Origin of the sequence: Streptomyces carminius (assembly GCF_002794255.1) — a bacterium.
GTDB lineage: Bacteria > Actinomycetota > Actinomycetes > Streptomycetales > Streptomycetaceae > Streptomyces > Streptomyces carminius.
This window is the reverse complement of sequence record NZ_PGGW01000017.1, coordinates 88,805-109,875: the sequence shown is the minus strand read 5'-3', so window position 1 is coordinate 109,875 and position 21,071 is coordinate 88,805. Positions and strand designations below refer to the sequence as shown.

General features: G+C 72.4%; 24 protein-coding genes. 22 read left to right on the top strand and 2 right to left on the bottom strand.

Annotated elements, in window-relative coordinates; translation table 11 throughout:
• Positions 1 to 28: 28 nt before the first annotated feature.
• Complete coding sequence (locus CUT44_RS05865) at positions 29 to 838, bottom strand: class I SAM-dependent methyltransferase (protein ID WP_100201084.1); 810 nt, start codon at positions 836 to 838, stop codon at positions 29 to 31.
• A 217-nt stretch (positions 839 to 1,055) separates the two neighbouring features.
• On the opposite strand from CUT44_RS05865, the gene proS reads away from it, so the two are divergent.
• The 17 genes from proS (at position 1,056) to CUT44_RS05780 (ending at position 15,006) form a co-directional block, all read left to right on the top strand.
• The gene (gene proS / locus CUT44_RS05860; protein ID WP_100201125.1) at positions 1,056 to 2,471 is read left to right on the top strand and encodes a proline--tRNA ligase; all 1,416 of its coding nucleotides are present in this window, start codon (positions 1,056 to 1,058) and stop codon (positions 2,469 to 2,471) included.
• A 232-nt stretch (positions 2,472 to 2,703) separates the two neighbouring features.
• Complete coding sequence (locus tag CUT44_RS05855; RefSeq protein WP_408646714.1) at positions 2,704 to 3,294, top strand: hypothetical protein; 591 nt, start codon at positions 2,704 to 2,706, stop codon at positions 3,292 to 3,294.
• Positions 3,295 to 3,500: 206 nt separating this feature from the next.
• The gene (gene rpsP, locus CUT44_RS05850; RefSeq protein WP_100201082.1) at positions 3,501 to 3,947 is read left to right on the top strand and encodes a 30S ribosomal protein S16; all 447 of its coding nucleotides are present in this window, start codon (positions 3,501 to 3,503) and stop codon (positions 3,945 to 3,947) included.
• 2 nt (positions 3,948 to 3,949) lie between these two features.
• Complete coding sequence (locus CUT44_RS05845; protein WP_100201081.1) at positions 3,950 to 4,189, top strand: RNA-binding protein; 240 nt, start codon at positions 3,950 to 3,952, stop codon at positions 4,187 to 4,189.
• A gap of 113 nt (positions 4,190 to 4,302) precedes the next feature.
• Positions 4,303 to 4,905: a ribosome maturation factor RimM gene (gene rimM, locus CUT44_RS05840; RefSeq protein WP_100201080.1), complete on the top strand. Its 603-nt coding sequence runs from the start codon at positions 4,303 to 4,305 to the stop codon at positions 4,903 to 4,905.
• Positions 4,902 to 5,717, top strand: a complete 816-nt coding sequence (trmD, locus tag CUT44_RS05835) for a tRNA (guanosine(37)-N1)-methyltransferase TrmD (protein ID WP_100201079.1) — start codon at positions 4,902 to 4,904, stop codon at positions 5,715 to 5,717. The genes rimM and trmD overlap by 4 nt, the downstream gene beginning before the upstream one ends.
• Positions 5,718 to 5,848: 131 nt before the next feature.
• Positions 5,849 to 6,196, top strand: a complete 348-nt coding sequence (rplS, locus tag CUT44_RS05830) for a 50S ribosomal protein L19 (RefSeq protein WP_100201078.1) — start codon at positions 5,849 to 5,851, stop codon at positions 6,194 to 6,196.
• A 114-nt stretch (positions 6,197 to 6,310) separates the two neighbouring features.
• Positions 6,311 to 6,946, top strand: a complete 636-nt coding sequence (gene lepB / locus CUT44_RS05825) for a signal peptidase I (protein ID WP_100201077.1) — start codon at positions 6,311 to 6,313, stop codon at positions 6,944 to 6,946.
• Positions 6,939 to 7,988, top strand: a complete 1,050-nt coding sequence (gene lepB, locus CUT44_RS05820) for a signal peptidase I (RefSeq protein ID WP_100201076.1) — start codon at positions 6,939 to 6,941, stop codon at positions 7,986 to 7,988. The genes lepB (CUT44_RS05825) and lepB (CUT44_RS05820) overlap by 8 nt, the downstream gene beginning before the upstream one ends.
• The gene (lepB, locus tag CUT44_RS05815; RefSeq protein WP_100201124.1) at positions 7,912 to 8,880 is read left to right on the top strand and encodes a signal peptidase I; all 969 of its coding nucleotides are present in this window, start codon (positions 7,912 to 7,914) and stop codon (positions 8,878 to 8,880) included. The genes lepB (CUT44_RS05820) and lepB (CUT44_RS05815) overlap by 77 nt, the downstream gene beginning before the upstream one ends.
• Before the next feature lie 70 nt (positions 8,881 to 8,950).
• Positions 8,951 to 9,700 (top strand): signal peptidase I, encoded by a 750-nt coding sequence (gene lepB, locus CUT44_RS05810; protein WP_100201075.1) that lies wholly within the window; start codon positions 8,951 to 8,953, stop codon positions 9,698 to 9,700.
• A gap of 13 nt (positions 9,701 to 9,713) precedes the next feature.
• Positions 9,714 to 10,037 (top strand): DUF2469 domain-containing protein, encoded by a 324-nt coding sequence (locus CUT44_RS05805; RefSeq protein WP_100201074.1) that lies wholly within the window; start codon positions 9,714 to 9,716, stop codon positions 10,035 to 10,037.
• 146 nt (positions 10,038 to 10,183) lie between these two features.
• Positions 10,184 to 10,558, top strand: a complete 375-nt coding sequence (locus CUT44_RS05800; protein ID WP_100201073.1) for a YraN family protein — start codon at positions 10,184 to 10,186, stop codon at positions 10,556 to 10,558.
• 1 nt (position 10,559) lies between these two features.
• Complete coding sequence (locus tag CUT44_RS05795) at positions 10,560 to 12,167, top strand: YifB family Mg chelatase-like AAA ATPase (protein ID WP_100201072.1); 1,608 nt, start codon at positions 10,560 to 10,562, stop codon at positions 12,165 to 12,167.
• A complete protein-coding gene (gene dprA, locus CUT44_RS05790) occupies positions 12,164 to 13,294 on the top strand; it encodes a DNA-processing protein DprA (RefSeq protein ID WP_100201071.1) in 1,131 nt (376 codons plus the stop codon). Before CUT44_RS05795 ends, dprA begins: the two co-directional genes overlap by 4 nt.
• A gap of 263 nt (positions 13,295 to 13,557) precedes the next feature.
• On the top strand, positions 13,558 to 14,394 hold the full coding sequence (gene whiG, locus CUT44_RS05785; RefSeq protein WP_100201070.1) for an RNA polymerase sigma factor WhiG: 837 nt from the start codon (positions 13,558 to 13,560) through the stop codon (positions 14,392 to 14,394).
• A gap of 72 nt (positions 14,395 to 14,466) precedes the next feature.
• Positions 14,467 to 15,006, top strand: coding sequence for a TetR/AcrR family transcriptional regulator (locus CUT44_RS05780; protein ID WP_100201069.1), 540 nt, complete (start codon positions 14,467 to 14,469; stop codon positions 15,004 to 15,006).
• A 218-nt stretch (positions 15,007 to 15,224) separates the two neighbouring features.
• Here CUT44_RS05780 and CUT44_RS05775 read toward each other — a convergent pair whose 3' ends face one another.
• On the bottom strand, positions 15,225 to 15,941 hold the full coding sequence (locus CUT44_RS05775) for a murein hydrolase activator EnvC family protein (protein ID WP_199185623.1): 717 nt from the start codon (positions 15,939 to 15,941) through the stop codon (positions 15,225 to 15,227).
• Positions 15,942 to 16,336: 395 nt separating this feature from the next.
• Here CUT44_RS05775 and rpsB point away from each other — a divergent pair, with 395 nt between their 5' ends.
• The 5 genes from rpsB (at position 16,337) to CUT44_RS05750 (ending at position 21,066) form a co-directional block, all read left to right on the top strand.
• Entirely contained in the window at positions 16,337 to 17,278 is a 942-nt protein-coding gene (gene rpsB / locus CUT44_RS05770) for a 30S ribosomal protein S2 (protein ID WP_100201067.1), read from the top strand.
• Positions 17,279 to 17,389: 111 nt separating this feature from the next.
• Positions 17,390 to 18,226 carry a translation elongation factor Ts gene (gene tsf / locus CUT44_RS05765; RefSeq protein WP_100201066.1) on the top strand — a complete coding sequence of 279 codons (837 nt, stop codon included), beginning with the start codon at positions 17,390 to 17,392 and terminating at the stop codon, positions 18,224 to 18,226.
• 185 nt (positions 18,227 to 18,411) lie between these two features.
• A complete protein-coding gene (pyrH, locus tag CUT44_RS05760; RefSeq protein ID WP_100201123.1) occupies positions 18,412 to 19,182 on the top strand; it encodes a UMP kinase in 771 nt (256 codons plus the stop codon).
• A 172-nt stretch (positions 19,183 to 19,354) separates the two neighbouring features.
• On the top strand, positions 19,355 to 19,912 hold the full coding sequence (gene frr / locus CUT44_RS05755; protein WP_100201065.1) for a ribosome recycling factor: 558 nt from the start codon (positions 19,355 to 19,357) through the stop codon (positions 19,910 to 19,912).
• A gap of 14 nt (positions 19,913 to 19,926) precedes the next feature.
• On the top strand, positions 19,927 to 21,066 hold the full coding sequence (locus tag CUT44_RS05750) for a phosphatidate cytidylyltransferase (protein ID WP_100201064.1): 1,140 nt from the start codon (positions 19,927 to 19,929) through the stop codon (positions 21,064 to 21,066).
• The last annotated feature ends 5 nt before the right edge of the window (positions 21,067 to 21,071 follow it).

Genomic DNA, 21,071 nt, shown 5'->3' with positions numbered 1-21,071 from the left:
CCGGTCCGGCGGGGGAGCGGCGGCGCCGTCACGTCATGGCGACCACGTAGCGGAACAGGTTCTGCATCCACACCGTGCCGTCGGGGCGGACATGGGGGCGCAGCGCCTCCGTCAGCTCCTTGGTGACCTGCCCCTCGTCCGTCGCCCGGACGGCCGCGTCGTACAGCCCCGTGGAGACCAGGCCCCGTACGGCGCTCTCCAGGTCGGCGTACCCGAAGGGGCACGCCACCCGTCCCGAGCCGTCCAGGCGCAGCCCGGCCCGCCGGGCCAGGTCCTCCAGATCGTCCCGGCCGCCCGGCCGCCAGCACCGGCCCACCGGGAGCCGCGGCTCGGCCAGCCGCTCGGCCACCCGCAGCGCGGGGGCGGCGGCACAGCGCTCGACCGGGCCCCAGCCCGCCAGCACCACCGGGGTGCCCCGCCCGGTCACCTGGGCCACCCGGGTGAGCACGGCGGCGTCGGGCAGGGCGTCGAAGGCGGTCACCAGGGTCGGCGGCGGCCCCTCGCGCAGCGCGGCGGCGTCCGGCCCGCCGTCCGGCTCGCTCGGCAGCACCCGCGCGGCCCAGTGCCGCGCGCCCCACTGCGGCTCCGGCAGCAGCCGCTGCCGGGCCAGTTCCAGACGGGCCTCGTCGCTGTCCGTGCCCGTGACGGTCGCGCCGCGGGCGGCGGCCAGCACCAGTGCCAGCCCCGAACCGCAGCCCAGGCCCAGGACGTGCGCGTGCCGTCCGACCTCGAACCGCTCGTAGACCGCCTCGTAGAGCGGAACCAGCATCCGTTCCTGAATCTCCGCCCAGTCCCGGGCGGGCCGCGGGAGGTGCCGCTGTGCGAGCGTGGGTGCCATCGCAACATCCCCATTCCGTGGAAGGATCGCCGGATACCCGGCCGCCGTCTCGTCCCCCGAGAGGTCCAAAGTCCCCGAATGCCAGGGAACTGCGCTTCTGTCCCCGAGTCCAGAGGGCGGGCCGGAGTGTTCACATCCGCGTCCGCCGAGCGCACTCCTACGTTCTCCCGACAACCTGATTCACGCATCCGCAGCAGGGCGCCGTAACATGCGCGACATGGCAAAGGCTCCCGTACTCACCCCCCGGGCGGACGACTTCCCGCGCTGGTACCAGGACGTGATCAGCAAGGCCGAACTGGCCGACAACGGACCGGTGCGCGGCACCATGGTCATCCGGCCGTACGGGTACGGGCTGTGGGAGCGGATGCAGCGCGAGATGGACGCCCGGATCAAGGCCGCGGGCGCCGACAACGCCTACTTTCCCCTGTTCATCCCGCAGTCGTACCTGACCAGGGAGGCCGAGCACGTCGAGGGCTTCGCCCCCGAGCTGGCCGTGGTCACGCACGGCGGCGGCAAGGAGCTGGAGGAGCCGGTGGTCGTCCGGCCGACCTCCGAGACGATCATCAACGACTACTTCTCCAAGTGGGTGCAGAGCTACCGCGACCTGCCCCTGCTGATCAACCAGTGGGCCAACGTGGTGCGCTGGGAAATGCGTCCGCGTGTCTTCCTGCGAACGAGTGAGTTCCTGTGGCAGGAAGGGCACACCGCCCACGCCACCTACGAGGACGCGCGCGACTACGCCGCCCGGATCCACCGGGAGGTCTACGCCGATTTCATGGTGAACGTCCTGGCCATGGACGTCGTCCTGGGCCGCAAGACCCCCCGGGAGCGCTTCGCGGGCGCCATCAACACCCTCACCCTGGAGGGCATGATGGGCGACGGCAAGGCCCTCCAGATGGGCACCAGCCACGAGCTGGGCCAGAACTTCGCCAAGGCCTTCGACACCCGCTACCTGTCGAAGGACGGCGAGCGGGAACTGGTCTGGCAGACCTCCTGGGGCACCTCCACCCGGATGGTCGGCGGCCTGATCATGACGCACGGCGACGACAACGGTCTGCGCGTCCCGCCGCGCCTGGCACCCGTCCAGGCCGTCGTCCTGGCCATCAAGGGCGACGAGGCGGTGCTCGCCAGGGTCCGCGAGGTCGGCGAGAAGCTCGCCGCGGCCGGCGTCCGGGTGAAGGTGGACGACCGCACCGACACCCCCTTCGGCCGCCGAGCCGTGGACTGGGAGCTCAAGGGCGTGCCGCTGCGTGTCGAGATCGGCCCGCGCGACCTGGAGAACGGCACCGCGATGCTGGTCCGCCGCATCGCGGGCGGCAAGGAGCCAGTGGCGCTCGACGCGCTGCCCGGGCTGTGCCCCAAGCTGCTGGAGGAGGACCAGGCGCTGCTGCTGCGCCAGTCCCGTGAGCGCCGCGAGTCCCGCACGGTGGAGGTGCGGACCACCGCCGAGGCGGCCGAGGCGGCCGCCGCCGGGAACTGGGCCCGCATCCCGTGGGCCGACCTCGGCCCGGAGGGCGAGGCGGCACTGGCCGAGCAGGCCGCCACGGTGCGGTGCCTGGTGGCCGAGGACGGATCGGTGCCGCGGGCCGACGACGCCCCGGGAACGGTGGCCGTGGTCGCCCGCGCCTACTGACCCGCGAGGGCGGCGGCGGGGGCGGCCCGCCGGTCCCGCGGCCGGCCGGGCGGAACGACCGTACTGACGGGTCAGTACGTCCCGGCTTGGGGCGGGTGGGGCCGGTCCTCCCCGGATCGGCCCCACCCGCCCGGGTCAGGGCGACAACGACCGGCAACTGACGAGTAGGCGCAAATTATTTGGGATGCCCCGGAATCGGAACACCGGGACACCCCGGCTCGTTGTGTACGACGTGAGCACGACACCACCTGTTCTTGCCGCCGAACTGGCGCTCGCGTGGGCCGACATTCAACGGCACCACCCCGAGCTGCCCGACCTGGCCGCGCCCGAATCGCTGATCGGGGAGTCGTCGTCCGCCTGTGGCGCCGAGCTCTCCTTCGAACGGCTGCTGCACGAGGCCGTCCACGGGATCGCCGCCGCCCGCGGTGTCCGGGACACTTCGCGCGCGGGCCGCTACCACAACCGCCGCTTCCTGGCGATCGCCGAGGATCTGGGTCTGGAGCACTCCGACGAACCACACCCCAGCAGCGGTTTCTCGCTGGTCGTCATGACGCCCGAGGCCAGAAAGCGCTACCGGCCGACGATCGAGCGGCTGCAGCGGGCCCTGCGCGCCCACAGTGCCGCCACCGCCACCGACACCTCGCACACCTTCCGGGGACCCGCCGCGCGGCACGGCTCCTCGGGGGGAGGGGTGCGGGTCAAGGCGGTCTGCGACTGCGGGCGCAACGTACGGGTCGTCCCGTCCGTGCTGGCGCAGGCGCCGATCATGTGCGGGGCCTGCGGACAGCCGTTCCGCATCCCGGAGGTGGTCGCGGTGGGTTGAAGGGACGCGGTCGGCCGGAGAGCCGGGGGAGCCGGGGGGAGACCGGTTCCCCCCGCGAGGTGTGGCACAATGGGCGGCTGTACTCGGCAGCCGCACAGGACCCCTCTCTCCTCCGGCTGACGCGTCCATCGGGCACCCGGGTACCACAACCCCACGTGGCATCCCGCCGTGTCCCACCACGTCAGAGACCAGGAGACACCACAGCCGTGGCAGTCAAGATCAAGCTGAAGCGACTGGGCAAGATCCGTTCGCCTCACTACCGCATCATCGTCGCCGACTCCCGTACGCGCCGTGACGGCCGGGCCATCGAGGAGATCGGTCTGTACCACCCGGTGCAGAACCCCTCGCGCATCGAGGTCGACTCGGAGCGCGTCCAGTACTGGCTGGGTGTCGGCGCGCAGCCGACCGAGCCGGTGCAGGCCATCCTGAAGGTCACCGGCGACTGGCAGAAGTTCAAGGGCCTGCCGGCCCCGGAGCCGATGAAGGTCCCCGAGCCCAAGGCCGACAAGCGCGCCGTCTTCGAGGCGGCCGCCAAGCAGTCGGCGGACGAGCCCGGGGGCGAGGCCATCACCCCGAAGGCGAAGAAGGCCGACAAGGCCGACAAGAAGGCGGACGAGGCCGAGACCGGCGCCGCCGGGTCGACCGAGGCGTGACCATGCTGGAAGAAGCCCTCGACCATCTGGTGAAGGGCATCGTCGACCACCCCGACGAGGTGGAGGTCGCCTCCCGCAACCTGCGCCGCGGACGTGTGCTGGAGGTCCGGGTGCACCCCGAGGACCTCGGCAAGGTCATCGGCCGCAACGGCCGGACGGCACGCGCGCTCCGCACCGTCGTGGGAGCTCTCGGCGGCAGGGGCATCCGCGTCGACCTCGTCGACGCGGACCAGATCCGCTGACCGGGGCCACCGGGGACGGCGGCAGACAGCACGAGACACCGGCACGGGCCGGGGGCGGCATCCCACCGCCCCCGGCCCGTGCCGGTGACCGGACCATCTGGAGTTTGTGAGCAGTGCAGCTGGTAGTCGCGCGCGTCGGCCGCGCACACGGCATCAGGGGCGAGGTCACGGTGGAGGTGCGGACGGACGAGCCCGAGGTGCGGCTCGCCCCCGGCGCCGTCCTGGCCACCGACCCGGCCTCCGCGGGCCCGCTGACCATCGCCGAGGGCCGCGTCCACAGCGGGCGGCTGCTCCTGCGTTTCGAGGGGGTGCGGGACCGCACGGCCGCCGAGGCACTGCGGAACACCCTGCTGATTGCCGAGGTGGACCCGGAGGAGAGCCCCGAGGACCCCGACGAGTACTACGACCACCAGCTGGTCGACCTCGAGGTCGTCACCCGGGACGGGACGGCCGTCGGACGGATCGAGGAGATCGCCCATCTGCCGTACCAGGACCTGCTGGTGGTGCGGAGGGCGGACGGCGGCGAGGTGCTGATCCCCTTCGTCGGCGAGATCGTGCCGGAGGTCGACCTGGCGGCGCAGCGGGCGGTGGTCGATCCCCCGCCGGGTCTGCTGGACGACCGGGCCGAGACCGCGGGCCGGACTCCGCGGGGCTCCGGGAACGGCGGCGGCAATGAGGGGGCCGGGACCGGGGACGACGGGGGCGCGGCCCGGTGAGGCTCGACATCGTCACGATCTTCCCCGAGTACCTGGAGCCGCTGAACGTCTCCCTCGTCGGCAAGGCCCGCGCCCGCGGCGTGCTCGACGTACGCGTCCACGACCTGCGGCGCTGGACGCACGACCGGCACAACACCGTCGACGACACCCCCTACGGCGGCGGCCCCGGCATGGTGATGAAGCCCGAACCGTGGGGCGAGGCACTGGACACGATCCTCGCCTCGGACGAGGACGGGAGGGAACCGGTCCTCGTCGTCCCCACCCCCAGCGGCAGCCCCTTCACCCAGCGGACGGCCGTCGAGCTGGCGGCCGAATCCTGGCTGGTCTTCACCCCCGCCCGCTACGAGGGCATCGACCGCCGCGTCATCGAGGAGTACGGCGAGCGCCTGCGGGTGCGGGAGCTGTCCATCGGCGACTACGTGCTGGCCGGGGGAGAGGCCCCCGTCCTGGTCATGGTCGAGGCCGTCGCCCGGCTGCTGCCCGGGGTCCTGGGCAACGCCGAGTCCCACCGCGACGACTCCTTCGCCCCCGGCGCCATGGCAAGCCTCCTGGAGGGCCCCGTCTACACCAAGCCGCCGCTGTGGCGCGGCCGGGGCATTCCGGAGGTGCTGCTCAGCGGTCACCACGGACGGATCGCCCGCTGGCGCCGCGACCAGGCGTTCCGCCGCACCGCGCGGTACCGGCCGGACCTCGTCGAACGCTGCGATCCCGCGGCACTGGGGGCCCAGGACCGCGAACTCCTCGCGGAACTGGGCTGGACCGAGCTGCCGGACGGCCGATTTGGGCGCACCGCCAAAGGCGTGGAAGAATAGGCCGCTGCCCCACGCCCGGCCCGCGACCCTGCCACAGGGGGACCGACGCCGGCCCGGCACCGGGGCCGCCAGACCACCCAACGAATCGTTCCGCCGATGACCTGTGGCATCGGCGAGGAAAGCAGACCGTCATGCACCTGCTCGACAGCGTCGACGCCGCCTCGCTGCGCAGCGACATCCCGGCCTTCCGCCCGGGCGACACCGTCAACGTCCACGTGCGCGTCATCGAGGGCAACCGCTCCCGAGTGCAGCAGTTCAAGGGCGTCGTCATCCGCCGCCAGGGCGCCGGCATCCGCGAGACCTTCACCGTCCGCAAGGTCAGCTTCGGCGTCGGCGTGGAGCGCACCTTCCCGGTGCACACCCCGGTCGTCGAGAAGATCGATGTCGTCACCCGCGGTGACGTCCGCCGCGCCAAGCTCTACTACCTGCGCGAGCTGCGCGGCAAGGCCGCGAAGATCAAGGAGAAGCGCGAGCGCTGATCCGCGGCCGGGGCCGCGCGGCGGCCCGCGGTGTCCTCGGGACGTACCCGCGGTGCCGGGCCCGTACCGCCTTCGCCGCGGAGCACCGGGCCGTCGGGTTAGGCTCTCGGCTCGATGGACACCGACGCACAGCCCACGGAGCGCGACCGCGTCCCCGCCCCTTGCACGGGGCGGGGACGCCGGTCGCGCTCCGTGCGTATGGCGGTGGTGGCGGTCGCCGCGGCGCTCCTGGCCCTGTCGGCGGCCGAGGCGTTCGTGGCGGAACCCTTCCGCATCTCCAGCGACTCCATGGGGAACACGCTCCAAGTCGGCGACCGTGTACTGGTGAACAAGCTGGCCTACCGTTTCGGCAACCATCCGCGGCGCGGGGACGTTGTGGTGTTCGACGGCGCGGGTTCCTTCGACCGGGGAACGCGGGACGGGGCCGACTACGTCAAACGGGTCGTCGGCGTCGGCGGGGACAGGGTCAGGTGCTGCGACGCGCGGGGAAGGATCGAGGTGAACGGCCAACCGGTGGACGAGACGTACCTGCATCCCGACGACCGGCCCTCGGCCGTGCCGTTCGACATCGAGGTCCCCGGGGGGCGGCTGTGGGTGATGGGCGACCACCGCTCCCGCTCCCGGGACTCGCGGGACCACCTCGGCAGCCCCGGCGGCGGCACCGTACCGGTGGACCGGGTGATCGGCCGGGCCGACCGGATCGTCTGGCCGGCCGGCCGCTGGACCTCCCTGCGGGGCCGCCATGGGTAGACGAGGACGGCCCCGGGGAGGAGGCCGGGCGGGCGGCGCGTACGCGTACGCGGACCAGGACTCCCGCACGACGCTGCGCGGCCCCGGCGAAGGACGGGCGGACCGGCGGCGCGCGGCCAGGCGGATCAGGCGCCGGCGCCGGCTGTCGGTGACCAAGGAGATACCCATCCTGGTGGGCGTGGCGCTGCTCATCGCCCTGGTCCTCAAGACCTTCCTGGTCCAGGCGTTCGTCATCCCCTCCGGTTCGATGGAGCAGACGATCCGGATCGACGACCGGGTCCTGGTGGACAAACTGACCCCCTGGTTCGGCGCCCGCCCCGAACGCGGCGACGTGGTCGTCTTCAAGGACCCCGGCGGCTGGCTGCCGCCCGAGGACAAGCCCGACCGGAACGACCCGGTGGGGATCAAGCAGGGCAGACAGCTCCTGACGTTCATCGGTCTGCTGCCCTCGGACGACGAGCAGGACCTGATCAAACGGGTCGTCGCGGTGGGCGGCGACACCGTCAGGTGCTGCGACGAGGACGGCCGGGTGACGGTCAACGGCACACCGCTGAACGAGCCGTATCTCCACCCCGGGAACGCCCCCTCACAGATGACCTTCGAGGTGCGGGTCCCCCAGAACCGGATCTTCGTGATGGGTGATCACCGGGCCAACTCCGCCGACTCCCGTTACCACCTGGAGGAACCGGGGAAGGGAACCATTCCGGAGGACCTCGTGGTGGGCAAGGCCGTGGTGATCGCCTGGCCGTACTCCCACTGGCGGCGACTGGAGGAGCCCGAGACCTACGCGTCGGTACCGGACCCGCGCGGCGAGCCCGCCTCGGCCGCCGCGGGCGGCGACAATGACATGGTGCAGTTCCCGAGCCCTGTGGAACTCCCGCTCGTTATGGGTGTTGTGGGCCTGCGGCGGCTGAGGCGCGGGCGAGGACACCGTACGAGCAGTGTGAGGAGTGGATGTGGGGGACGTGGCGATCGGAGCGCGCTCCGACGCGGACGGGCCGGACAGGCGGCGGACCGGCAAGGCGCAGGAGGAGCGGGGTGAGAGGCCGGCCGCCGAACCGGACAGCGGGAGCCCGGACAGCGGGCATCCGGACAGCGGGCATCCGGATGGTGCGAGCCCGGACGGCGGGGAGAGCGTGACAGGCAAGAAACAGCGCTCCTTCCTGAAGGAACTCCCCCTGCTGGTCGGAATCGCACTGATCCTGGCGCTGCTGATCAAGACCTTCCTGATCCAGGCGTTCTCCATCCCCTCCGACTCGATGCAGAACACCCTGCAGCGCGGCGACCGGGTCCTGGTGGACAAGCTGACCCCCTGGTTCGGGGCCGAGCCCGAACGCGGCGAGGTCGTCGTCTTCGGCGATCCGGGGGGCTGGCTGGACGACGCGCCGGACGGCTCCGGCGGGATCGGCGCCGCCTTCCAGGAGTTCATGAGCTTCATCGGTCTGCTGCCCTCCGCCGAGGAGCAGGACCTGATCAAACGGGTCATCGCGGTGGGCGGCGACACCGTGGCCTGCGAGAAGAACGGCCCGGTCACGGTCAACGGCAAGGCCCTGGACGAGGAGTCCTACATCTACCCCGGGAGCACCCCGTGCGGCAGTGAGGGCTTCGGCCCGGTCGAGGTCCCCGAGGACCGGCTGTGGGTGATGGGCGACAACCGCCAGAACTCCCTGGACTCCCGCTTCCACCAGGAGCTCCCCGGCAAGGGGACGGTCCCCGTGGACGAGGTCGTGGGGCGGGCCGTCGTCAGGGCATGGCCGGTCGACCGCTGGGGCACCCTGCCGGTGCCGGACACCTTCGAGAAGCAGGGCCTGGCCATGGCACCGGCCGCCCTGGGGCTGGTGGGCGCGGTACCGCTGGTGCTGCTGCGCAGGCGGCTGAGGGCACCGGCGGCGGGCGGCCCTCCCGGCGGACCGGCCCGGCGGGACGTGGGCTGACCAGCGGGCCTCTCCGGAGGTAGGGTGCGGCGAGACCGTCGGTGGACCCAGACCTTCCGGAGAGCGCGCAGTGAGCAGAGCGGGACGTACCGGAAGACGCCGCGGCCGACTGGGCCATGTCCTGTCGTCGGTGGCCACGGCGATCGGCTGCGTGCTCTTCCTCGGCGGTTTCGTCTGGGCGGCCGTTCTCTACCAGCCCTACACCGTGCCGACCGGCTCCATGGCCCCCACCGTGGACGCCGGGGACCGGGTGCTGGCCCAGCGCATCGACGGCGACCAGGTCAGACGCGGTGACATAGTCGTCTTCCGGGACTCGGTCTGGGGTGGGGTGCCGGTGACCAAGCGGGTCGTCGGCGTCGGCGGCGACACCGTCGAGTGCTGCGACGGACGGGGAAGACTGGCCGTCAACGGCACACCGGTCGACGAGCCGTACGTACGGGGGCAGGACCGGGCCTCCTTCACCGCCTTCGAGGCGACCGTGCCCGAAGGACGGCTCTTCCTCCTCGGCGACCACCGCTCCGAATCCCTCGACTCCCGGACGCATCTGCAGGACGCCGACAACGGCTCCGTGGAGCGGGAGGCGGTGACCGGCCGGGTCGACGCCACCGTGTGGCCGCTGTCCGGCGCGGGCATGGTGGATCGCCCCGGAAGTTTCGCGGACCTCCCCGGAGGGATCTCCCGGCCCGGCCCGCTGGGGCCCCTCCTGGTGGCGATCGCCGCCGGAGCCGTGCTGATCTTCGGCGGCGCAGCGTACGGCCCCCTCGCCGCGCTCCGCGAACGGCGCAGGAGCCTGGCGCACAATGGAGGGACGCACGCCTGAAGGGGAACACGTCATGAGCGCCGAGGACCTCGAGAAGTACGAGACCGAGATGGAGCTGAAGCTCTACCGGGAGTACCGGGACGTCGTCGGCCTGTTCAAGTACGTGATCGAGACCGAACGGCGTTTCTACCTCACCAACGACTACGAGATGCAGGTGCACTCGGTCCAGGGCGAGGTCTTCTTCGAGGTCTCGATGGCCGACGCCTGGGTGTGGGACATGTACCGCCCGGCCCGCTTCGTCAAGCAGGTCAGAGTACTCACCTTCAAGGACGTGAACATCGAGGAGCTCAACAAGAGCGATCTCGACCTGCCCGAGGACTCCGGCTTCAAGCGGTGAGCCCGGGGCCCGGGTGTGCGGCCGTACCCGCGCCTCACCCGCACGGGTGAGCGAGATATCCACAACCGGTCTGCCGTCCACAGAAACGGACCATGATCGGCCGACCGTCTCCGCAGCCGTCAGAGTCGGACCCGGAGGTGGTACCGATGAACGGCAGAGACGCACTCGGACGCTACGGCGAGGACCTGGCCGCCAGACGGCTGCGCCAGGCCGGCATGGCCGTCCTGGAACGCAACTGGCGCTGCCGGGACGGCGAGATCGACATCGTCGCCCGGGACGCCGACGCACTCGTCGTCTGCGAGGTCAAGACACGTAGAACCGGTCCCTACGGACACCCGGCGGCGGCCATCACCCCGCGCAAGGCCGAACGGCTGCGCAGACTCGCCTCCCACTGGCTCACCGAGCGCTGGATCGCCCGGTACGGCCGCCCGCCCACCGGCGGAGTCCGCATCGACCTCGTCGGCATCGTCCTGCCCGAGCGCGGCGCGCCCCGGGTGGAGCACCTCCGGGGGGTGGCCTGACATGGGATTCGCCCGCACCTGCTCGGTCGCGCTCGTCGGCGTCGAGGGCGTGGTCGTCGAGGTCCAGGCCGACCTCGAACCGGGAGTGGCCACCTTCACCCTGGTGGGACTGCCCGACAAGAGCCTGGTCGAGAGCCGCGACCGGGTCCGGGCCGCCGTCGTCAACTCCGGAATCGACTGGCCGCAGAAGAAGCTCACCGTGGGACTCAGCCCCGCCTCGGTGCCCAAGAGCGGAAGCGGCTTCGACCTGGCCGTGGCCTGCGCGGTCCTCGGCGCCGCGGAGCGGATCGACCCCCGGGAGCTCACCGAGCTGGTCATGATCGGAGAGCTGGGACTCGACGGCCGCGTCCGGCCGGTCCGCGGTGTCCTGCCCGCCGTTCTGGCCGCCGCCGACGCCGGGTACCGGCAGGTCGTCGTCGCCGAGCAGACCGCCGCCGAGGCCGCCCTGGTCCCCGGCGTCTCCGTGCTCGGTGTCCGCTCCCTGCGGCAGCTCGTCGCCGTCCTGACCGATGAGCCCGTCCCCGACGAGGACCAGGTCGAGGACGGCACCACGGCCGCGATGCTCGCCGGACTCGCCGTCCCCGGGGCCGGGGGAGGCATCACGGGGATCGGCGGCGAGCGCACCGTCGACCTGCGGGAGGTCGCCGGCCAGACCACGGCCCGGCGCGCCCTGGAGGTCGCCTCCGCGGGGCGCCACCACATCTTCCTCAAGGGCCCGCCCGGCGCGGGCAAGACGATGCTCGCCGAACGGCTCCCCGGACTGCTGCCGCCGCTCGCCCCGCAGGAGGCGCTGGAGGTCAGCGCCGTCCACTCCGTGGCGGGGGTGCTGCCACCCGGGCAGCCGCTGGTCGAACGGCCCCCGTACTGCGCGCCCCACCACTCGGCCACCATGGCCTCCCTCGTCGGCGGCGGCACCGGGCTGCCCCGGCCCGGAGCCGTCTCCCTCGCCCACCACGGGGTGCTCTTCCTTGACGAGGCGGCCGAGTGCAGTGCCCGGGTGCTCGACGCGCTGCGCCAGCCGCTGGAATCCGGGCAGGTCGTGGTGGCCCGGGCCCAGGGCATGATGCGCATGCCCGCCCGCTTCCTGCTCGTCCTCGCCGCCAACCCCTGCCCCTGCGGCCGGCACGGCTCCCGGGGCGGCGGCTGCGAGTGCCGGCCCTCCTCGGTCAGGCGCTACCGCGCACGTCTCTCCGGCCCGCTGCTGGACCGCGTCGACCTGAGAGTCACCGTCGAGCCCGTCACCCGCTCCGAGCTGGTCTCCCCCGGCGGCGGCGCTGAATCCACCGCCACCGTGGCGGCCCGCGTACGCGCCGCCCGGGAGCGCGCCGCCGCCCGGTACGCCGACACACCCTGGCACACCAACAGCGAAGTCCCCGGACACGAACTGCGGACCAGATGGCCGGCAACGCCCGGCGCGCTGGGCCGGGCCGAGGAGGACATGGAACGCGGACTGCTCACCGCACGCGGCCTGGACCGCGTTCTGCGGGTCGCCTGGACACTGGCCGACCTCGCCGGACACGACCGGCCCACCGCCGGCGACGTGGACGGCGCGCTGGAACTGCGCACCGGCGTGCGGCGCGGTACGGCACTCACCGGTGGCCGGGCATGACCGGCCAGGAGGAGCGCACGGCCAGGGCGGCGCTCACCAGGGTCGGCGAGCCGGGCGACGAGGCGATGAACAGATGGATCGACCGGTACGGGGCCGTGGAGACCCTCCGTGCCCTCGGTTCCGGCCCCCCGCTGCCCGGCGCCTCCCCGGCCCGCTGGGCCGGACTGCGGCAGCGCACCCGCGACCTCACCCCCGAGGCCGACCTGGCGGCCGTCACCGCACTGGGCGGGCGCTTCGTCTGCCCCGGGGACGCCGAGTGGCCGAGCCAGTTGGACGACCTGGGAGACGGCCGCCCCGTCGGGCTGTGGGTGAGAGGGCGGGCCTCACTGCGGCTGTGGGCACTGCGCTCCGTCGCCCTCGTGGGCGCCCGGGCCTGCACGGACTACGGCTCCCACGTCGCGGCGACACTCGGCTCCAGCCTGGCCGTACGCGGCTGGACAGTGGTCTCCGGTGCGGCGTACGGCGTGGACGCCGCCGCCCACAACGGGGCCCTCGTGGTGGACGGGGCGACCGTCGGTGTTCTGGCGTGCGGAGTCGATGTCGCCTATCCGCCGGGCAACAGGGGACTGATCCGGCGTATCGGGGAGCAGGGACTGCTGGTGGCCGAACTGCCGCCCGGCGACCATCCGACCCGCAGCCGGTTCGTACTGCGCAACCGGGTGATCGCGGCCCTCACCCGCGGCACCGTCGTGGTGGAGGCGGAACTGCGCAGCGGCTCGCTGGTGACCGCCCGGCGGGCGATCTCGCTCGGCAGGGTCACCATGGGGGTGCCCGGGCCGGTGAGCAGCGGGCTGTCCGCGGGCGTCCACCAGCTTCTGCGCGGCGAGGGCCTCGTCGTCACCGACGCGGCCGAGATCATCGAACTGGTCGGCGGCATCGGGGAGCTCGCCCCCGAACGGCGCGGGCCGATGCTGCCACGCGACCTGCTGGCGCCGGAAGCGGCGCGCGTTCTGGAGGCGCTGCCGGCCAGAGGCGGGTTCGACACCGCCGCGGCGGCACGGGGCGCCGCCCTCACGGAGGACCGCGCACTCACCCGTCTCCGGGAACTCCGGTCACTCGGTTTCGTCGAACACGACGGCGGCCACTGGCGGCTGGCGCGGTACGCGAACCAACACCCCAACAGGTGACGGCCCGATCCCCGCCCCGGGGCGATCGGGTGAAAGGGCGGCGGGCAGGCCCGCCGAACAGGCCACCCCACGCCGCGCGGCTGCCCCGGCCCGACCTCCCGGGTAACCCCGGGGTGCGGTCAGCGGAACGTATCTGCGTATATCTGATCGACCACTCCTCGCACTGAGCGATGCTCCAGTCACGCTACGCTCCCAAGGATTCCGTCCCACCGGTCCCACCAGCGTCAGCGCGCAGACCACGGCAGAACGGCTCAAGACGACGCATGCCCCACCACACCTCCGGGCCCGACCGCACGGCCACGGCAGAACCGATTGCAGCCGATGCCGCTGCACGCCCTGCCCCTCCCAGATCGCTCGACGAACTGTGGCGGTCGTACAAGTGCACGGGCGACGAGCGGCTGCGGGAACAACTGATCCTCCACTACTCGCCCCTGGTCAAATACGTGGCCGGGCGGGTCAGTGTCGGCCTGCCCACCAACGTGGAGCAGGCCGACTTCGTCTCCTCCGGGGTCTTCGGCCTGATCGACGCCATCGAGAAGTTCGACCCGGACCGCTCGATCAAGTTCGAGACATACGCCATCACCCGCATCCGCGGAGCCATGATCGACGAACTGCGGGCACTGGACTGGATCCCCCGCTCCCTGCGGCAGAAGGCCCGGGCATTCGAGCGGGCCCACGCCGCCCTGGAGGCCACGCTGCGGCGCACTCCGTCGGAGGCCGAGGTCGCGGACGAGATGGGCATCCCCCTGGAGGAGCTTCACGGCATCTTCAGCCAGCTGCCTCTGACCAACATGGTCGCCCTCGAGGAGGTGCTCCACGCCGGCAGCGACGGCGGGGACCGCCTCGTGGACACCCTGGAGGACACGGCCGCCGACAACCCCGTCGAGGTCGCGGAGGACCGCGAGCTGCGGCGGCTGCTGGCCCGCGCGGTCAACACCCTGCCGGAGCGGGAGAGGACCGTGGTGATCCTCTACTACTACGAGGGGCTCACCCTCGCCGAGATCGGGCAGGTGCTCGGGGTCACCGAGAGCCGGGTCAGCCAGATCCACACCAAGTCGGTACTGCAGCTGAGGACCAAGCTTGCCGATGTGGGTCGCTGAACCGGTGCCGCTCTCCCTACAGTGGGACACGTGCCCAGGATTCGAGCGGCCTCGGTGGCCGAACACCGTACGATGCAGCGCGACGCACTGCTGGAGGCGGCCCGGTCCCTGCTGTCCGAGGGCGGTACGGAAGCGCTGACCTTTCCCGCCCTGGCCGCACGCACGGGACTGGCCCGTTCCTCCGTCTACGAGTACTTCCGCTCCCGCGCCGCCGTCGTCGAGGAGTTGTGCGCCGTCGACTTCCCCGTCTGGGCAGCCGAGGTGGAGACCGCCATGGAACGGGCCGGCACCCCCGAGGCGAAGGTCGAGGCCTACATACGGCGACAGCTGGCCCTGGCCGGGGACCGCCGCCACCGGGCCGTCGTCGCCATCTCGGCCGGCGAACTGGACACAGGTGCCCGGGAGAAGATCCGCGCCGCCCACGGCGGGCTGATCACCATGGTCGTGGACGCCCTCGGGGCCCTCGGCCACGGCGAGCCCCGCCTGACGGCCACCCTGCTGCAGGGCGTCGTGGACGCGGCGGTCCGCCGTATCGAACTGGGGGCCGCGGAGGATCCGGAGAAGATCGCACAGGCCGCCGTGGCCATGGCGCTTCACGGTGTCGGGGGGTGACCCCTCCCCTCCCCTCCCGCCTCCCGCCTCCCGCCTCCCGCCTCCCGCCTCCCGCCTCCCACTGCCGTACGGTCCTCGCGTCCAGGGCACCGCGTTCCGCCCACCGCGTCTCCGCGCCGCCTTCGGCCCGTGCGTGCCGGACCGCCGTGGGCGCGCGCCGCTCCGTCGCCGGGCGGTGCCCGCGGACGCCGGAGTGTCCCGCGCACCGGCCGCCCCGGCTACCCGGTCGCCCGCCCGGCGCGTGACCTGACATGGCGGCGGTGGGCCCAGACCGCGGCCGCAGCCAGGGCCAGCGCCACGGCTCCCGCGGCAGCCTCCTGCGCGGGCGGCCTCCCGGTGGCGGCCACCGGCGCCGACCGCGCCGTGTCCTCCGGGCCGCTCCCCGACCCCGGCCCGCGCGGAAGCGGGACGCCCAGCACCGGAAGCAGCCGGGAGCGGCCCGGCCCCAGCAGGGAGAGCGGGTCCAGGTAGACCTCGCCGCGGCGCAGCCCCCAGTGCAGGCACCCGGCCGGGCAGTGGAAGCCGTCCGCTTCCAGCACACCCACCACATCCCCCGCCGCGACCCGGTCGCCCTCCCGGACCCGGGCCCCGACCGGCTCGTACGTGGTGCGCAGCGGCGGGGCGCCCGTGCCCGCCAGTTCCACCGAGACCACCCCGCGCCCGGCGACCGTCCCCGCGAACGAGACCCGCCCCGGCGCCACCGCCCGCACCGGGTCCCCCGGCCGGGCCGCCAGGTCCACACCCCGGTGGCCGGCCGCCCACCGCGCGGGCGGCGGCCTCCAGCCGTGCTCCACCGCTCCCGGTACCGGCCGGATCCGGGCGGCGGGCGGCCGGCCACCGTCCGGACCGTCCCCGGGGGCGGCCCGGGCCGGGGCGGCGGCCGGGACGAGAAGCGACGGGCAGCACAGCAGCAGGGCGAGGATTCGGCGGTTCACGGGTGCAGCGTGACGGAGGAGAGGGTGTGGCGGGGATCCGGGCCGGAAAGTGTGGACCACCGGCCGGTTGTGGACAAGTCCGTCACCCGATAGGGCGGTCCGCCCGCTCCCGCGGCGGCCCGCGGCGGCCCGTCGCCGCCGGGCAGGGCCCGGTACGGCCGCCGCCGGTCCCGTGCGTGTCGCCTGCCGGTTCCCCGGTCCCGTACACTTCTGGTGCGATCCGGGTCACCGGGTCGACTTCGCACGCCCCGCCACCCTCACCGGTGGCCGCGCATCTCGGTCCTCGAAGGACACCGTCCCCAGGCCGGTACTTCGCAGGCACAGCGCGCCGGGGCGTCAGGAGCGGCGGCCGTCCGGCCGCCGCGTACAACCGAGTACCCCGAGGAGATACGGCCATGGCCGTCGTCACGATGCGGGAGCTGCTGGAGAGCGGCGTCCACTTCGGGCACCAGACCCGCCGCTGGAACCCGAAGATGAAGCGCTTCATCTTCACCGAGCGCAATGGCATCTACATCATCGACCTGCTCCAGTCGCTGTCGTACATCGACCGCGCCTACGAGTTCGTCAAGGAGACCGTCGCCCACGGCGGCTCCATCATGTTCGTCGGCACCAAGAAGCAGGCCCAGGAGGCCATCGCCGAGCAGGCCACCCGCGTGGGCATGCCCTACGTGAACCAGCGCTGGCTCGGCGGCATGCTGACCAACTTCTCGACCGTCCACAAGCGTCTCCAGCGTCTGAAGGAACTCGAGCAGATCGACTTCGAGGACGTGGCCGCCTCCGGCCTCACCAAGAAGGAGCTGCTGGTCCTCTCCCGCGAGAAGGCCAAGCTGGAGAAGACGCTCGGTGGTATCCGGGACATGCAGAAGGTGCCCAGCGCCGTCTGGATCGTGGACACCAAGAAGGAGCACATCGCCGTCGGTGAGGCGCGCAAGCTCAACATCCCGGTCGTCGCGATCCTGGACACCAACTGTGACCCGGACGAGGTCGACTACAAGATCCCGGGCAACGACGACGCGATCCGCTCCGTCACCCTCCTCACCCGGGTGATCGCGGACGCGGTCGCCGAGGGCCTCATCGCCCGCTCCGGCGGTGCCGGCGAGGGCAAGGGCGAGAAGACCGCCGGCGAGCCGCTCGCCGAGTGGGAGCGCGAGCTGCTCGAGGGCGACGCCCAGAAGGCCGCCGAGACCAAGGACGCGTCCGAGGCCCCGGCCGCCACGGAGGACGCGTCCGAGGCCCCGGCCACCGCCGAGGAGGCGTCCGAGGCCCCGGCCACCGCCGAGGAGCAGGCCGCCCCCGCCGAGGGCGAGAGCGAGAAGCCGGCCGAGCAGCAGGCCTGAGAAAGCCGCACGGTGGGTACGGCCGGGGGTGGTGCCAGGAGCACCGCCCCCGGCCGCGCACCCGCCGACCGACCCATCCTCACCGACTTTCCGAGAAGAGATTCACCGACCATGGCGAACTACACCGCCGCCGACGTCAAAAAGCTCCGTGAGCTCACCGGCGCCGGCATGATGGACTGCAAGAAGGCGCTGGACGAGGCCGAGGGCAACGTCGACAAGGCCGTCGAGATCCTGCGGATCAAGGGCCAGAAGGGCGTCGCCAAGCGCGAGTCCCGCACCGCCGAGAACGGCGCCGTCGTCTCCCTGCTCGCCGACGACCGCAAGTCCGGTGTGCTGGTCGAGCTCAAGTGCGAGACCGACTTCGTCGCCAAGGGCGAGAAGTTCCTCGCCGTCGCCGACACCATCGCCGCCCATGTCGCCGCCACCTCCCCGGCCGACATCGAGGCGCTGCTGGCCTCCGAGGTCGAGCCCGGCAAGACCGTCCAGGCGTACGTGGACGAGGCCAACGCCACCCTCGGCGAGAAGATCGTCCTCGACCGCTTCGCGCGGTTCTCCGACGGCTACGTGGCCGCCTACATGCACCGCACCAGCCCGGACCTGCCCCCGCAGGTCGGTGTCCTGGTCGAGCTGGAGCAGGAGAACGCCGAGGTCGCCAAGGACGTCGCGCAGCACATCGCCGCGTTCGGCCCGAAGTTCCTCTCCCGTGAGGAGGTCCCCGCCGAGACGGTCGAGAACGAGCGCCGGGTCGCCGAGGCCACCGCGCGCGAGGAGGGCAAGCCCGAGCAGGCCCTCCCGAAGATCGTCGAGGGCCGCGTGAACGGCTTCTTCAAGGAGAACTGCCTCCTGGACCAGCCCTTCGCGAAGGACAACAAGAAGACCGTCAAGAAGGTGCTGGACGAGGCCGGTGTCACGCTGAGGCACTTCGCCCGCTTCCGCGTCGGCGCCTGACCGGCCCGCCGTAACTTCCACGGCGGACCGGCGATGCCCGGCCAGGGCCGGGTACGGGGGCCGTCCCGGTCCGTCGCCGCACGGACCGGACGACCGCAGTTGTGACGAGGAGGCCATTGCCGCTTTCGGGGACCGTGAGGGACCACCGGCGATGGCCTCCTCCGCATGTGCACGAGGAGATCCGCATGAAACAGGACACCGACTCCGGAGGCAGTGCTTCCGGGAAACACCACGACCGCCGCCGCTTCCTGCTGAAGCTCTCCGGCGAGGCGTTCGCCGGCGGCGGAGGGCTCGGTGTCGACCCGGACGTCGTGCACAAGGTCGCCCGCGAGATCGCCGCGGTGGTCCGGGGCGGCGCCGAGATCGCCGTAGTCATCGGCGGCGGCAACTTCTTCCGCGGCGCCGAACTCCAGCAGCGCGGCATGGACCGGGCCCGCTCCGACTACATGGGCATGCTCGGCACGGTCATGAACTGCCTCGCGCTGCAGGACTTCCTGGAGAAGGAGGGCATCGACTCCCGGGTCCAGACGGCCATCACCATGGGCCAGGTCGCCGAGCCCTACATTCCGCTGCGGGCGGTACGGCACCTGGAGAAGGGCCGGGTGGTCATCTTCGGCGCCGGGATGGGCATGCCCTACTTCTCCACCGACACCACCGCCGCCCAGCGTGCCCTGGAGATCGACGCCGAGGCGCTGCTGATGGGCAAGAACGGGGTCGACGGCGTCTACGACTCGGACCCGGCGCGGAACCCCGGCGCGGTGAAGTTCGACGCGCTGGAGTACGGCGAGGTCATCACCCGCGACCTGCGGGTGGCCGACGCCACCGCCATCACCCTCTGCCGCGACAACAAACTCCCGATCCTCGTCTTCGAGCTGCTGGTCGAGGGGAATATCGCACGAGCGGTGAAGGGTGAGAAGATCGGCACGCTCGTGAACGATCAGGGCTCCCGCACCTGAGGCCCTCACCGGCACGACGCGGCGTCCGGGTACGCGCGCCCCGGCGCGGACACCGCGCGGCAACACCGTGCCGCACGAAGGGCACGGCGCGGGGATGGACAACGGCCTGCCGGTCGGACACCGTGCAGGAACCAGGGCTTTCCGGCTCAATTCATCTAACCAGGAGCACGTGGTGATCGAAGAGACCCTCCTCGAAGCCGAGGAGAAGATGGAGAAGGCGGTCGTCGTCGCCAAGGAGGACTTCGCCGCGATCCGCACCGGCCGTGCGCACCCGGCGATGTTCAACAAGATCGTGGCCGACTACTACGGCGCGATGACCCCGATCAACCAGCTCGCGTCGTTCTCGGTGCCCGAGCCGCGCATGGCCGTGGTCACCCCCTTCGACAAGAGCGCGCTGCGCAACATCGAACAGGCCATCCGCGACTCCGACCTCGGCGTCAACCCCTCCAACGACGGCAACATCATCCGGGTCGTCTTCCCGGAGCTGACCGAGGAGCGCCGCAGGGAGTACATCAAGGTCGCCAAGAGCAAGGCCGAGGACGCCAAGATCTCCATCCGCAGCGTCCGCCGCAAGGCCAAGGAGACCATCGACAAGGCCATCAAGGACGGCGACATCGGCGAGGACGAGGGACGCCGCGCCGAGAAGGAGCTCGACGACACCACCGCCAAGTACGTGGCGCAGGTGGACGAGCTGCTCAAGCACAAGGAAGCCGAGCTGCTCGAGGTCTAGAGGCTGCGATTCCCGTGAACGACTCATCCTGGGGAGCGCCGCCGGGCGCCGGACACCCCGGCAACACCGGCCACCCCGGCTACTGGGGCCCTCCCGGGCAGGGCCCCGCCTCCTCGCTCCGCGCGGAGGTGCCCCCGGCCCCGGCGGGTTATGTGTACGAGGGCGGTGACGCGCCGCAGACTCGGCACATGCCCAACGTGCCCGAAAACTCCGGCGGTGACCAGGAAGGCCGTGACGACCGGGCGGCAGGGCGCCCGCCCGGCGAACCTCCGACCCCCGGCGCCGGCCCGTCCGGAGCACCGGCCGTCCCCGGCCGGCGGGGCCGCGCGGCGGGCCGGAAGCGGGCGGGCCGCGACCTGCGCGCCGCGATAGGGGTCGGCCTGGCCCTGGGCGCCACCGTCGCCCTCTCCCTGTTCGTCTACAAGCCCGTCTTCGTCGGCGTGGTCGTGGTCGCGGTCGTGGTCGGGCTCTGGGAGCTGACCTCCCGGCTCGCCGAGCGCAAGCAGATCCGGGTGCCCCTGGTGCCGCTGGCCGTCGGCGGCGCCGCCATGGTCGTCGCCGGATACGTCCGCGGCGCCGAGGGCGCCTGGGTGGCGATGTCCCTCACCGTGCCGGCCGTACTGGTGTGGCGGATGACGGACGACCCCCGGGAGTACCTGCGGGACGCCACGGCGGGCGTCTTCGCCGCCTTCTACGTCCCCTTCCTGGCCACCTTCGTGACCATGATGCTCGCGGCCGACGACGGCCCGTGGCGGGTGCTGGTCTTCCTGCTGCTCACCGTCGTCAGCGACACCGGGGCGTACGCCGTCGGCTGGCGCTTCGGGCGGCGCAAGCTCGCCCCGCGCATCAGCCCCGGCAAGACCCGTGAGGGACTGCTGGGGGCCATGGTCTTCGCCATGGCCGCCGGCGCGCTGTCCGTGCACTTCCTCATCGACGGCGGTGCCTGGTGGCAGGGCCTGCTGCTGGGACTGGCCGTGGCTGTCAGCGCCACGCTGGGCGACCTCGGCGAGTCCGTGATCAAACGCGATCTGGGCATCAAGGACATGGGCAGCCTGCTGCCCGGCCACGGCGGCATCATGGACCGCCTCGACTCCCTGCTGCCGACCGCCCCCGTGGTCTGGCTGCTGCTGACCGTCTTCACCGGCACGGGCTGACCGCC

What these genes read in the sequence shown, in the direction of transcription:
- pyrH (WP_100201123.1), top strand. Translation starts at nt 18,412, where the DNA reads ATGAAACAGGACACCGACTCCGGAGGCAGTGCTTCCGGGAAACACCAC.
- CUT44_RS05800 (WP_100201073.1), top strand. Translation starts at nt 10,184, where the DNA reads ATGAACGGCAGAGACGCACTCGGACGCTACGGCGAGGACCTGGCCGCC.
- CUT44_RS05780 (WP_100201069.1), top strand. Translation starts at nt 14,467, where the DNA reads ATGCAGCGCGACGCACTGCTGGAGGCGGCCCGGTCCCTGCTGTCCGAG.
- lepB (WP_100201077.1), top strand. Translation starts at nt 6,311, where the DNA reads ATGGACACCGACGCACAGCCCACGGAGCGCGACCGCGTCCCCGCCCCT.
- whiG (WP_100201070.1), top strand. Translation starts at nt 13,558, where the DNA reads ATGCCCCACCACACCTCCGGGCCCGACCGCACGGCCACGGCAGAACCG.
- tsf (WP_100201066.1), top strand. Translation starts at nt 17,390, where the DNA reads ATGGCGAACTACACCGCCGCCGACGTCAAAAAGCTCCGTGAGCTCACC.
- CUT44_RS05795 (WP_100201072.1), top strand. Translation starts at nt 10,560, where the DNA reads ATGGGATTCGCCCGCACCTGCTCGGTCGCGCTCGTCGGCGTCGAGGGC.
- dprA (WP_100201071.1), top strand. Translation starts at nt 12,164, where the DNA reads ATGACCGGCCAGGAGGAGCGCACGGCCAGGGCGGCGCTCACCAGGGTC.
- rplS (WP_100201078.1), top strand. Translation starts at nt 5,849, where the DNA reads ATGCACCTGCTCGACAGCGTCGACGCCGCCTCGCTGCGCAGCGACATC.
- lepB (WP_100201076.1), top strand. Translation starts at nt 6,939, where the DNA reads ATGGGTAGACGAGGACGGCCCCGGGGAGGAGGCCGGGCGGGCGGCGCG.
- proS (WP_100201125.1), top strand. Translation starts at nt 1,056, where the DNA reads ATGGCAAAGGCTCCCGTACTCACCCCCCGGGCGGACGACTTCCCGCGC.
- rpsB (WP_100201067.1), top strand. Translation starts at nt 16,337, where the DNA reads ATGGCCGTCGTCACGATGCGGGAGCTGCTGGAGAGCGGCGTCCACTTC.
- CUT44_RS05845 (WP_100201081.1), top strand. Translation starts at nt 3,950, where the DNA reads ATGCTGGAAGAAGCCCTCGACCATCTGGTGAAGGGCATCGTCGACCAC.
- CUT44_RS05865 (WP_100201084.1), bottom strand. Translation starts at nt 838, where the DNA reads ATGGCACCCACGCTCGCACAGCGGCACCTCCCGCGGCCCGCCCGGGAC.
- CUT44_RS05805 (WP_100201074.1), top strand. Translation starts at nt 9,714, where the DNA reads ATGAGCGCCGAGGACCTCGAGAAGTACGAGACCGAGATGGAGCTGAAG.